Origin of the sequence: Fulvitalea axinellae, assembly GCF_036492835.1 — a bacterium.
Lineage (GTDB): Bacteria > Bacteroidota > Bacteroidia > Cytophagales > Cyclobacteriaceae > Fulvitalea > Fulvitalea axinellae.
In genome coordinates, this window is sequence record NZ_AP025314.1 from 3,828,824 (window position 1) to 3,842,252 (window position 13,429).

At 46.6% G+C, this 13,429-nt stretch carries 7 protein-coding genes; 5 read left to right on the forward strand and 2 right to left on the reverse strand.

All coding sequences use genetic code 11. From position 1 onward, the window contains the following. Positions 1-345: 345 nt before the first annotated feature. Positions 346-942, reverse strand: coding sequence for a helix-turn-helix domain-containing protein (locus AABK39_RS27750; protein WP_421825138.1), 597 nt, complete (start codon positions 940-942; stop codon positions 346-348). Positions 943-2,737: 1,795 nt separating this feature from the next. Between AABK39_RS27750 and AABK39_RS14505 the strand changes: the two genes are divergently transcribed. The 4 genes from AABK39_RS14505 to AABK39_RS14520 all read left to right on the forward strand — a co-directional run bounded on the left by AABK39_RS14505 (position 2,738) and on the right by AABK39_RS14520 (position 10,206). Continuing rightward, positions 2,738-6,133, forward strand: coding sequence for a SusC/RagA family TonB-linked outer membrane protein (locus tag AABK39_RS14505; RefSeq protein ID WP_338392060.1), 3,396 nt, complete (start codon positions 2,738-2,740; stop codon positions 6,131-6,133). A gap of 20 nt (positions 6,134-6,153) precedes the next feature. After that, a complete protein-coding gene (locus AABK39_RS14510) occupies positions 6,154-7,713 on the forward strand; it encodes a RagB/SusD family nutrient uptake outer membrane protein (protein ID WP_338392061.1) in 1,560 nt (519 codons plus the stop codon). Positions 7,714-7,750: 37 nt separating this feature from the next. Then, positions 7,751-8,680: a substrate import-associated zinc metallohydrolase lipoprotein gene (locus tag AABK39_RS14515; protein WP_338392062.1), complete on the forward strand. Its 930-nt coding sequence runs from the start codon at positions 7,751-7,753 to the stop codon at positions 8,678-8,680. 77 nt (positions 8,681-8,757) lie between these two features. Next, positions 8,758-10,206 carry a DUF4302 domain-containing protein gene (locus AABK39_RS14520; RefSeq protein WP_338392063.1) on the forward strand — a complete coding sequence of 483 codons (1,449 nt, stop codon included), beginning with the start codon at positions 8,758-8,760 and terminating at the stop codon, positions 10,204-10,206. Positions 10,207-10,602: 396 nt separating this feature from the next. On the opposite strand, the gene AABK39_RS14525 is transcribed toward AABK39_RS14520, so the two are convergent. Continuing rightward, entirely contained in the window at positions 10,603-12,135 is a 1,533-nt protein-coding gene (locus AABK39_RS14525; RefSeq protein ID WP_338392064.1) for a hypothetical protein, read from the reverse strand. A 263-nt stretch (positions 12,136-12,398) separates the two neighbouring features. On the opposite strand from AABK39_RS14525, the gene AABK39_RS14530 reads away from it, so the two are divergent. Further along, positions 12,399-13,331 (forward strand): AraC family transcriptional regulator, encoded by a 933-nt coding sequence (locus tag AABK39_RS14530; RefSeq protein WP_338392065.1) that lies wholly within the window; start codon positions 12,399-12,401, stop codon positions 13,329-13,331. The last annotated feature ends 98 nt before the right edge of the window (positions 13,332-13,429 follow it).

Sequence of the window (13,429 nt, forward strand, 5' to 3'; positions counted from 1 at the left end):
AATATAAGACCTAATAAACCAACAGGTTAACCCTTCATATATTCCTCTCCCGAAACATTAACTATTTTACTGGATGGACTTATTCAGTATAAAAAACATAGCATCCCGAAACCACTGACAGTCTGCTATAAAGAAACTCCAACCCGCTTCACTCAAAAAAATCACGTGAGTCAGCGCAACACCCTTCCAAACAACCCCGCAAAGTCGAAAAACTTTAAAAACTGATCTCAAGAAAACAGAGAAACACGAAAAACCCGTAGCTGGCAACGCAAAACCGGAAATGCGAAAACGAAAAAAGCCCGAAAACGGGCTCTGACTAATCGATTAAGGCGTAAAAGGACAGACTTAGCCCGCATACCGAAGGGGAATATCGGGAACTTCGGGCACCAAACGCCGGACTGTTACGGAGTCGGCTTTAGGTTCCAACCGCTTTCCCCGGCAAAACAGCCGGGCTACGGTGTCAAAGTATCGGGGAACGAGTTCGCCGCGCTCTTTGCGCTGGGCCATCATAAACAGCAAGGCCTCCAACATCCTGCGGTAATGAATCGGCTTTTCGGACAGCTTGAACAAGGACGCCATCCTGTAAGTGATCCTTCCGCCCACAAGCGGTCGCCACGGGTTCCGGTAATGCTTCTGGGTATCCGATAGCCAAGCCACAAACACCCTCGGGAAGATGTGCCTGTACTTCCCGGTCAGGTTGCAGATAAGCGTTTTTCCGTTTGGCCGGCGTCCGCTGGCCCGCCAATGGACACGGGCTACGGCCAAAGTATGCGCCAAATGCGGCTCGTATGCGCCCCGGCACCGGTTACGCTCCAGCTCACGGCTCACCGTAGAGGGCGAACGGTCTATACCCTCGGCGATTCGCCTAACTGACCAGCCCGCCTTGTGGGTGTCGCTGATAAAAAGTCGCTCGTATATGTTTAGCCGTGTATAATAGCCCATATCAATAATTAGTACAGAGCAAATGGTAAAGCGTAAAGACTGCGTAGAAACAAATAAAAACCTAAAATTCAAAAGGTTGGTACTTCAGGCACAACTCCTTCAAAACATAAACTGACTTACTGAATACACTTATACACATTTAGTTTACCGAACCGCATATTTCGTTCCTAAAAATGAATATGGGCAACCTAACTCGTTAGGTTTATTTTTTATTCACAATTACACCCCATCAACAAACCCGACAACATCAATACCCGATAAATAACCCATTCACTAATGAAAAATTCGGCAAAAACCCGAATCAACATTCTATTCCCATAATATTTTTAAAAAAATAAGAAATTTATTTCATATCACACTATTATAATTTTTCCATGAGAAGACTGTATCAAATAACTTAAGAGAAGATCGAAAAAAGCCACTGCGGAAACAATGGAAAACTACGCCATACCAATCACAGTATATATTTATATTTTATCAAGTTTGTCACCCCCTTATTCTTTTCGAAAATACGGCGCTTCACCTAATCGACCATAAGCATAATACACTCGTGCACCCTCGAAACACTCTATCAAGACAATTTCAAGATCACTGTCCCAATACTTATTTTCACGTCGGATTTAAGTTTGTCCTCCTCCAATTCAAAATCGCTTCTTCTTTTGCAAAAAAACTTCGTATACCGGGCCGTAACATTGCCTTTGGCGGACATTATTTAAAATAATATTCCGCCTGTTATCAGTCATAAAAACAACGCGCCAAAGAGTGCTTCAAACACCTATAAAAAAACAGGTAAGATCATTGGCTTCAAAAGTAAATTCCGGCTCCATTTCAATTAAAAAGGGAATTAAAGCCATCTCACCCCTTCCATTACACACAATAAACCGTTATACAAAAACATTTGTCGGATTTTTCCAGCACAAAACCGGACTATCTTTTACCACAATACCATTTCACACATCCAAACCCTATCATTTCTCCTTATCAAAAGAAAAGGAAAGGCAATAAGTTTAAGAGCATGAAACGCTAGAGTATTTAATCAGACTGCATTTCCAAAAAAATCGTTGTGACAGCAGCACTCCGAAGCACTCTCCTTTACCGGTTCTGTGACTTCATCAGGCACAACTTATTATTGGATCAAAGATTAATATTTCCTGTATTTTTCCGGGTATATTAACAAGATCCGGCTCCTTATTTTAAATCATAACAATCCAGGATATAACGAGGGAATAAATAACAAATTATCCATACGCTCTATATTATCTTAAAATTAAAATTATCGGATAAATTGACGAACGGCTTGTATAAATGAATATTTTAACACCTTATTTTTCAACTACCCCCCTATTTTATTTTACGAAATAGGTTTATAATTTCGTATAATAAACGAAAAACCAATTTTCATTCCGCTCAACAAACATTAAGCGAAATCTCAAACAACCTTAATCAACCATCACCCAAGTTGTTGCGGAAAATAAACAGAATAGACTGTTCTTACGCCTAACGTTCGCCACACGCTCTTTAGGGTATACGAACAATAGCGAAACATACCGAAACACCTTTTCCCTGTACCACAGAATACAGGGGTGACTAGCCTATTCCTACTTTGACACTCTAGGAAAAAATAGGTCTGGTTTTGCCATTTGTATCGGTATTTTCCGGCCATACCGGCACATTTAATTAATCGGTCTTTCCTCCGTAAGAGACCCGCACCTTTCCTCAATACAGGATAGGCAGGGATTCCTTTGCCTTAAACTGAACAACATACACAAACCATTTACATGAGAAAACTATAACTATGGCAGATTATTCTTCACTCAGCAAGAAAATCAGATGGCTGTTTTACGCCGGATGCCTCGGAAGCGTAGGGCTTCTGGGCACCGCGCTACCAGCCCACGCAACCACCGAAACCACCGCTGTTCAGCAAGCGAAGAAAGCGGTCAAGGGAATCGTTCTCGACGAAAACGGGGAAGCGCTTCCCGGCGCAACGGTCAATATACAAGGCACCACCGTGGGTGGCACCACGGACTTCAACGGCGCTTTTTCCATTACGGCGTCAGAAAGCGACAAGTTGGTTTTCAAATTTATCGGCTACCAAACACAGGTCCGCAACGTGAAAGACCTATTGGGGCTTTCTTCCGTAACCATCACCTTGGAACCCGAAGCCAAGATGCTTGAAGATGTCGTGGTTACCGGTTTTCAGGAAATCGACAGAAAGCTCTTTACAGGAGCGGCCGCTTTCGTCAATATGAAGGACGTAAAACTCGACGGTGTTCCGGACGCCACGCAAGCCTTGCAAGGCCGAGTGGCCGGTGTGTCGGTAGACAATGTTTCCGGTAGTTTCGGTACCGCTCCTCGAATCCTGATCCGGGGTAACGCCTCCCTCAACGGTTCTAACAAACCGCTTTGGGTAGTGGACGGCGTAGTGGTCGAAGACCTTGTAGAGGTCAGTTCCGACGATTTGGCGTCGGGCGACGCGCGTACGCTGATCAGCTCCAGTATCGCCGGTTTGAACCCCGACGATATCGCTTCGTTCGAAATCCTGAAAGACGCCTCGGCTACAGCCCTCTACGGCGCCCGGGCCATGAACGGCGTAATCGCCATCACAACAAAACGAGGCAAAAGTGGCAAAACCTCGATCAACTACAACGGTAGCTTTTCGATCAGGCGCAGGCCTACTTACGACCAGTTCAACATCATGAACTCGCAACAGGAGATGTCCGTCTTCCGCGAGCTGATTGACAAAGGCTGGATCGACGTCACTACCGCCGCGCGCGCCAAGAGCTATGGCGCCGTAGGAAAAATGTACGACCTAATCGCCAAAAAAGAGATTCCTTGGGACAATAACGGAATCACCAACGAGAGTTTCTTGCGCAAATACGAAGGCGCCAACACCGATTGGTTTGACATTCTGTTCAAGGATTCTTTCACCCAGCAACATTCGGTAAGTCTGACTTCGGGTACGGAGAAGTCCCGTTACTATGTTTCATTGGGCTACCTTAACGACGATGGTCAGACTATCGCTGATAACGTTGAACGATATACAATATCGACCCGGGCGGACTTTAATGTCACCGACCGCTTCGATATCGGCGTAAACTTGACGGGAAGTGTACGTGACCAGCGAGCGCCAGGCACCACAAGTCGCGAGTACAACGCAGTTGACGGCCTTTTCACCCGCGAGTTCGACATAAACCCTCTGGGTTACGCCCTCAATACGGCCAGAAGCATTAGGCCTTACGACGAAAACGGTGATTTGGAGTTCTTCCGCCAAAACTATGCACCGTTCAACATTGTGCATGAGTTGGACAACAACTACTTGGATATCGGCGTGACGGATATCTCAATGCAGGCGGACCTCAAGTACAAGATTCTTGATAATCTGAAAATCAGCTCCACGCTCCAGTACAGAAGAGTGGTTTCCAAGACTGAACATATTATCACCGAGCATTCGAACCAGGCGGAGGCTTACCGCGCCGCTTCTACGCAGGTTATCGAAGATTCTAACAATTACCTGTACAGGGACCCGGACAATCCGAACAACGAACCTGTCTCTATCCTGCCTACGGGTGGATTTTACAATACCAGAGAGTATACGCTTGACAGCTATTACGCAAGAAACCTAATCTCTTGGGATCCGAAAATCGGTACGGACCACGAATTCACCGTTCTGGCCGGACAAGAAATCCGCTGGGCCGACCGAAACAACAGCTTCTACGACGGCTGGGGCGTACATTACGACCAAGGAAAACTGGTACAGACTCACCCGCTCGTAAGTAAAGCCCTTTCCGAAAACGGTTTGCGCTACTTTGGCACTGACGGAAACAAAGACCGGTTTGAGGGATATTTCGCTACCATGGGCTACACTTTCCGCCAGAAATATATCGTCAACCTGACAGGACGCGTGGACGGTTCAAACCAACTTGGCAAGACAAACAAATCCAGATACTTGCCTACTTGGAACGTCAGCGGCGCCTGGAACGCTTCGGAAGAAAGCTTTCTTGCGGATATCGATTGGCTTGACCGTCTGAAATTCAAAGCGACTTACGGCCTTTCGGGAAGTATCGGCCCACTTACATCAGCGGAAGTTAGTTCCAGTGGATTCTTGCAGCAGAGAGCATACGACAGCGAACGCGAAGGCTCATTGAAAATCGACAATCTGGCCAACGACGATTTGACTTGGGAAAAACTCAACGAATTCAACGCCGGCGTAGAATTCGGATTGTTCGGAGGTCGTCTTAGTGGCGGATTCGAATATTACAACAGACGTTCACACGATTTGATCGGAACCGTAAGAACTTCGGGTATCGGAGGCGAAAGCTTCAAGTTCGGTAACCGCTTCGATATGGATTCGCACGGATTCGAAGTGACTTTGAACGCAACTCCCGTCAGAGTGGGGCACTTCTCATGGTCGTCGAGCTTTACTTGGGGTTACAACAAAAACGAAATCACCAGCCTCGACTTGGAGCCGACAATCGGACGCGCCGTTAACGCCAATGGCGTAGCTTCGTTGGGCAACGCCCGTCGCGGTCTCTACTCCCTCAAATATGCGGGCTTGGACGCCAGAGGTATCCCAACCTTCTACGGAGAAGAGAATTCGAAAATCCAGTACCTCTACATTCAGGACCGTCTTGACGATTTCAAAAACCTGGAGTACGAAGGTTCTGTCGATCCGATCGGCAACGGCGGTTTTGTCAACACATTCAAGTACAAGAACTTGAGCTTAACGGTTAATCTCACATACCGTTACGGTAACGTGATCCGACTTGATGACCTTTACCCAGGAAGCGGATTCAATGATTTCCGCGCTTTGCCAAAAGAATGGGCCGACCGCTGGGCTTTGCCGGGCGACGAGAACATCACCGATGTTCCTTCTATCGTGGATCGCCTCACAAGCAGGGAGCTGGATACCCGCGGACTGAACCCGCACGCTCTTTACAACAAGTCCGACATTCGCGTGGCTGACGGTTCATTCGTCCGTTTGAAGAACGTAACCTTGTCGTACAACTTGCCAAAGCCAATCCTGAAAACCCTCGGACTGAACAGCGCCAAATTCAGCTTACAGGGCCACAACCTCGCTTTGCTGTACTCTGACGACAAGCTCAAAGGCCAGGATCCGGAATTCTTTAACTCAGGCGGTGTTGCGTTGCCAGTGCCCAAGCAGTTCACATTTAGCGTTAACGTAGGTTTGTAAGAATCTGAAAAAGCATCAACATGAAAAATTTCAAACATATCATAGCGGGCTTTGCGCTTCTGGGACTGGGTGCGTGCTCGGATTTTCTAGACGAAGTTCCCGACAACCGGGTGGAGATCGACAATGTCGACAAAGTCGGGCAATTGGTTACCAACGCCTATAACACCTCGGCTTATCTCTTCACCGACTGGATGAGCGACAACGCAGCTCCAGTGGAAGGAATCATTCCTTTGCGGATCGCAATCGACGCTTATAAGTGGGAGCCAGTTGACGGTACCAACCAAGACACCCCCGAATATTTTTGGAGCGGTGCTTACCAAGCGATCTCACACGCCAACGAAGCCATATACAGGCTCAACGAACTTCCGAACACTCTGGAAAACGTCGAGAAGAAAGGAGCATATCGGGGCGAGGCATTGCTCTCCCGGGCATACCATCACTTCACGCTAGTCTCGCTTTTCTCCAAGGTGTACAACGAGGCTACGGCATCAACCGATTTGGGTATTCCCTACGTGGATGAGCCCGAGCGCCAATTGGTCAAAACCTACAAAAGGGGCACCGTTCAGGAAGTCTACGACAAGATAGAGAAAGATATGCTGGAAGGCATTGATCTGCTAAACGAGGAATTCTATTCGGGAGCGGGGAAATATCATTTCTCAAAAGAGGCCGCATACGCCTTCGCAAGCCGTTTTTATCTGTTTAAGAAGGACTATGCGAATACTGTCAAATACGCTGACATGGTCCTGAAAGCAGATCCTAGCGACAAGATCCGGGACATGATTCACCTCATGGATGTGCAAAACGGCAACCTTGAGCGTCTTTTCAACTCTCCGGACGAGGAAGCGAACCTTTTGCTGGTTCACAAATATACAATCATGCAGAGAAGCTCTCGCCAGGGCTACGGACTGTCGGCTTCGTTGGATCGCAGAATCTTTGCCGGTGGCTCTCCGACAGGCGGCAGCGATATCCGCGGAGAGTACCGTTACAGCCTTAACTCCGGAGCTGGTATCCGTTACCCTAAATTCGATGAGGTTTTCGAAAAGGAAAACTTGGCATCTGAAACCGGACTCCCCGCCGTTACCCAAACGGTTTTAAAAGGAGAAGAAGCGCTTTTCAACCGCATGGAGGCCACTTGGCACCTTTACCTTGCCAGCGGCGCCACGAAAGCCGATCGTGACAAAAACCTCCTCAACCGAATCTTCAGCGACTTCAACGCCTATATACCAAGGCGATACACGGGCGCTGGAACTATGAATGAGGCTTGGCTGGATACCGAAGCCGAAGAATTAGCGATCAGAATCCTTACTGCCGAAGAGTACAACAAGCTGACCGATGAGCAAAAAGCCCAAACTAAGGAAACCTACGAGCCAATCGTACTGATTGGTGACATCCTGAATGAGAAGCGCAAGGAATTCGTACACGAGGGCATGCGCTGGTGGGACATCATCCGAAACGACATCCAAGTAACGCACGTGGACCAAGCGGGTACTGTCTACGAATTACCAGCTGACGACCCGAAACGCGTGATCCAAATTCCGGAATCGGCGCTTGACTTCGGCCTGATGCCGAATCCAAGATGATTCAGTCAGGGTATCTAACCAATCAAAGAAACTCATCATGTTAAATACTATAAAAAAATCGGCCTTGGCACTGGCCTTAGGCCTGACACTCTGGTCTTGCGAAAAGGAAGACAGCCTTACGCTGGACCCTTTGTCCGAGCAGGAAAAACCCGCTACGGAACTGGACCAATACCTTCACGATAATTTCCAGAAACCGCACAACTGCATAGTACGGTACAAGTTTGTCAACCGCTATGTGGATGACACCAAACGCGTCACTCCCGCCGACAGGGATATGGTAAAGCCGTACATGGATTTTGTGAAAGACTACTGGATCTCGCCTTATACGGAAGAAGTAAACAGCGAAAATTTGATCAAGAAACTTTTCCCTTCGGAATTGGTCTTGATCGGATCCTCAATATTTAACGCCGACGGTTCGCGTACACTCGGTACCGCCGATGCGGGAGTGCGTATCACGCTCACTAACGTGAACGACATGAACTTGGCCAGCACCAACTGGATTGCGGGACAATTGCATACTATGCAACACGAGTTCACGCATATCGTGCACCAGCGTTATGACCTGCCGGACGGTTACCAGAAACTTTCCGAAGGCGACTACACCGGAGCCAGCTGGATTATCCAAGACCATGAGGAAACCCTTCCTTTGGGCTTTGTGACTCCTTACGCCTCAAACAATCCCAACGAGGATTTCGCCGAATTGGTCTCGCATATTTTGACCATGGACGCCCAAACGTTTTCCGACCGTTACTTGGATATCACCAAAGACGAAAACGGCCAAGCCCCGGCCGAGGGCTCTAGCGTATCACTGGCGGTAATCGAAGGAAAGCTGTTGATCAAGCAAAAGTACGACATGACGTTCAAGTACTTCCAAGAAGAGCTGAACATCGACCTTGGCACTCTTAGAGACCGGGCGCTCGGAAAAATCTACGCTCCAAAAGAGCCTGAGGCTCCGGCCACGGAATAATTGGAACTCGGCAAAAAACGGAATGGGCCGAACCGACGGTCGCTCCGATTTTGTCACTTGAACTAAAAAGAAGACAAATGAAAAGAATCATAAATATATGGGTTCTCGTTTTCGCCGTCTTGGCTTTTTCCTGCCAGAATGACGACGACGAGCTCTTTGACAAAACGCCACAACAGCGCGTAGGCGCAAAGCTGGCCGAATACGACGCGGCCCTCAGGGGCGCCGAGAACGGTTGGAAGATGGTATACACCCCAACCCCCGACGCCGGCGCCTTCACTATCTTGATGCGATTCAGGGCCGATGGCACCGTATCGCTCACAGCGGACTTACCGGGATACGAAAACGGAAAAGTGTCGAATTACAGAGTCGGAAGCTCACAGCTTCCCGAACTTGTTTTCGAAACGCACACCGTGTTCCACAGGCTTTTCGAATTCCAGCAAAGCACCTTCGGAGCGGAATATGAGTTCTATATAGAGAGCACTGATGACAACAGCTTCAACTTGCGGAGCAAAACCGACTTTCAGGGCGAAAATGATACCCAAGTAAAGATGGTTCCCGCCAACAAAGAGGACTGGGACACAATGACGGAGAGCGTCAAATATATTGAGTACCTTTCCAAATTACCTAGATTCTCGACACTCACTATCGGTGAGCAGGTATACGACGTATCCGTAAACCACATTCTCAGACTGTTGATCCTCAACCCCGTGATCAGCAAAACCGTGGGCGAAGGTGATGAAAGCAAAACCTTACGCATTACTTCCGGACAACTCGTCACGGCTCCGTTTGCGGTGACACCTACCGGAATGGAATTCGTCGGTGATGTCAAAACGGAATCAGAGGAAACCTTGATAGCCAAAGGGACCAAAATAAACAAAGGTGCGGAAGGCGAGCTTAGCCAGAAAGTAACCGATGGTACCAACAACGAGATAGGGACATTCGTCAGCTCCCATCAACCTGAATACGGAATCGCATCAAACGCGTTCTCAGGCTTTGACATTGGAGCCTTTGCGGAGTTGACTCCGGAAAGAACGGCGGAAATGACCGATGCCGAGAGCATGAAATTCGTGACCACCAGAAGCTCCAGCGTTCAAATCACTGGCGCCACAGGCGATTTCGAAGCAGCCTTGGCATCTCTTGAAGCCATGCCGAACAGAAACTTTTCGCTGATGCTCTGGAATTTCAACAATGGCCTTAACACATTCCATAACAGAATTGTCGACCCCGAAACTCAAGCGTTGTCATGGCAATTTATAGGTATCAAGTATAATGAAGAAGAGTTGGATTTAAGCCGTTTATCAATGTCGTTCAGCGGCGCCGCAACATTGACCCAAGCCAACTTTGTCGCTTCGATCGGCTTTTGGAGAGCCATCTTGGGCCCAGACCTCAGTGGCGGGCCGTCGTTTACGATCAAATTCAACAGAAGAAGGACATATAGCAACGCTTATGAACTCTACTTCGAATTGATCGACTCGAACAACAGTGCAAATACCTTTGAGGTTCGGGCATTATATTTCTTCGACTAAGCTACTCAGGAACACCAAACCTTGAGGTTGCCCTCTTTTTCGGGGGCATACTTCTATATATATTTTAAGAGACTGTCTCATGGCTGCGGGACAGTCTCTTTCATTTCTTAGCAAAACAACCATCCGTAAAAGGCACACCATTTTTTCCCTAAAGAAATAGCACCGAAGCGCCTTTTACTCCGCTCCAGTGCCTTGGCATCAGGTTACGTTAATCTTCAATCACGGCAAATCCCTCTGATTGAGCCACAGTCAGCTCAATTTTCGAGATTCTTTTATTGGAAGCATCTCCTTTAAAAATAATCTCTCATTGAAAGATATCACCAACCGTAAATTAGAATGCCAGAGTCGAACCATCAGCAGACGCACCCTCTAACCTTGGGGTTAGGAGTCTGAGGTTCATTCTTTCACGACCAGAACAATCACCTCAGATGTAGCCAAAAGAGAGTGTCTCCGCCTTCGATGAGCACGAGCGGAAGCGCCCATGGTCTTCTCATAAATGTTTATCACGAAATACTGCCTACCTGCACTTTCGACCGGAACAGAGAATTTGAATTTGTGTGATTCTGTCGAAGTGTTTCGGATTTCTACAGCCTTTGGCAACTCGACTCCGTTCTTTGTTGTCGGAAGTAATTCTATTTTATCGATACTCTTATTTTTGGGCAAATTAGCAGTATCAAAACTCCCTGTCAACAGAAACTTTTTATCAGCGGACACAGTAGTTACCACTAAAAGTTTTTGGGATTCGTTAGCGTCATCCAACGCCAACGCAATTTTTGGAATCTCACCAACCTCAACCGTAAATGTTTTAGAAGCTTCCAATGAATTACCCGCCGAAAAATCGGTTGTGCCTTTGGCGTAAAATGCTACTTTATAATTACCTATAGGCCTCACATCATCCACATTAAAAGTCACTGCCCACTTTTTAGGATTTGAAGTCTTGTCCAGATCAACGTCTTTTACAACGCCGAAAGCCTCCACATCCCCTTTTTCCGAACCGGCACTGACCTTGACCAACTTGGCTATAGCTTCATCAGCGATATTGGTGTAAATTCCTTTGATCACCGGGGAATCTTCACCTATCTTAAATTCAAACGCTTGGGTAGAGCCATCAGCAGGGGCTCCATCTATAATGATTTTCGACTTCGGAGTATTGTCTTCCTTTCCTTTCACATCCAAAACAATCACTTCCGATGTAGCCAAGAGCACGTATCCCCTTCTTTGATGGGAGGAAGCGTCTTCCTCTGTCTTCTCATAAATATTTATCACAAAATACCGCTTACCTACATTTTCCACCGGAATGGAAAACACATATTTATTTGGCTCTTCCGAAGAGTTCGGAATTTCCACAGCATTCGGCAACTCTTCCCCTTCCTTAGTGGTCGGGAGCAACTCTATTTTGCCAACCTTTTTGTTGGCGGGCAAATTGACGGGATCGAAATTTCCCGCCAGCAGGAACTTCTTATCGGCGGACACGATTGTTTCCACCAACAAGCCTTGGCCTTCCTTGGTTCCTTCCAGTGTCAAAGCAACTTTGGGTATCTCGACAACTTTAACCGCCTTTATCGTCACATCAGACACCTTATCACCAAAACCACTGTTTCTGGCGGTAACGGCAAACTTTATCTCCCCAACACTGTCAGGGGCGAACACGTAGGAAAACGTAGCCGGATTAACGTCCCTATTTATTTCTGTCAGCTCAACCTTTTTACCGTTAAGCTTTAAAACAACTTCCTTTAAAGGCGCTTCATGAGTAATCGTCCCTTCCAATTTGTACTCTAAGCCCACCGTAGCTTCATCGTCTCCGGAAAGCGTAACGACAGACGCCGACTTATCGGCTATTTCTTCATTATCATTGCTACAGGACGCAAACATTAGGGCCGTACTCCCTAAACAAGCAAACAGGAACACCCAACACAATTTAGCTTTCATAAGATGTGATTTTTAAATAAATAAAACAGTAAGAGGTTCAAACAAGGCATACAAGTCCTTGCCTCACGACATTTTTGATAGAGAAAGTAGAGGGAATAATGAATCTAAGAGTTGTGCGTTTTTATATAGAACCGTTTTGGATATCCGTAACCATTTCCACAAATCTATGGTGATAAACAAGGCGGGACTACTCGAAGAATTAGGTAAAAGTTGCTTATTTTAAGGTAAAAAAGTTCAGGTATTGGCTTATTCAAGACAACCAAATGCGACTATACACAGATCTTAAGAAATATTTCGACCATGCCATCTTAGACAAAAAAATAACATTTGATGACTTTCATATTAACAAGTTCAAAGAATTCAACCACAGCCTTATCGGACGTTACGGCAAAGACATAGACATTCCGCACCGCAGGGATTTTTTCGCTCTTTCCATAACCATCACAGGAAATATCACCACAAAAAACGTGGGAAACAATTCAATCCCTCCAAAAGCTAACAGGGTTATCGCAATATCCCCATACCAGATTTTTTCAATAAAAAAACCGACGCAAGAAGCTATTAACTCTCTGAATGCAGTAAGGAACGGATTTACAGTGGCTTTTAAGAACACCTTTTACCCAGTAGCTTCCCAAACACCCGAGCTCCAAACACTTTTCCCTTTTTTCAAAATGCATACGGCCTCGCATTACTCGCTAAACAACGCCGATCTCGACGAGGTCAGAACCGTTCTGGAAAAAATGCACAAACAGTCGCAATGTAGGGAAGCATACTCAAGGGAACTTACCCAAGCACTCTTAATGCAATTGTTATATTTGATCAAAAAAGCCATCGTAGACAAGTGCGAGGAAGCGCACCAAAACAGGTATTACGAAATCACCTCACAGTTCGAGGATTGTATCAGTAAAAACAGAAACGACTACTTTTCCATAGGCGAGTACGCCCAAAGGTTGAATATCAGTCCAATTTATCTCAGCGAATGCGTAAAAAATGCCACGGGAAGAACCGCCAAACAAATAGTCAACGATTACAAAATACAGCACGCCCAAGCCGAGCTTTTGCAAAGCAATAAACCCATAGCCCAAATATCCGACGAAATAGGCTTTGCCCAAGTTTCCACGTTTATCCACTTCTTCAAAAGGGAGGTGGGTATGACTCCTTCGGCGTATCGCAAACACTCGAAATCCAACTTATGAGCTTTCAGCAAAAAACTTTGACGAAACAGAAAAGAACCCGAAGTTTTCCGCCAAACCCCCGCCCCATTTTCACGTATTGACATTGGATACAATACCCT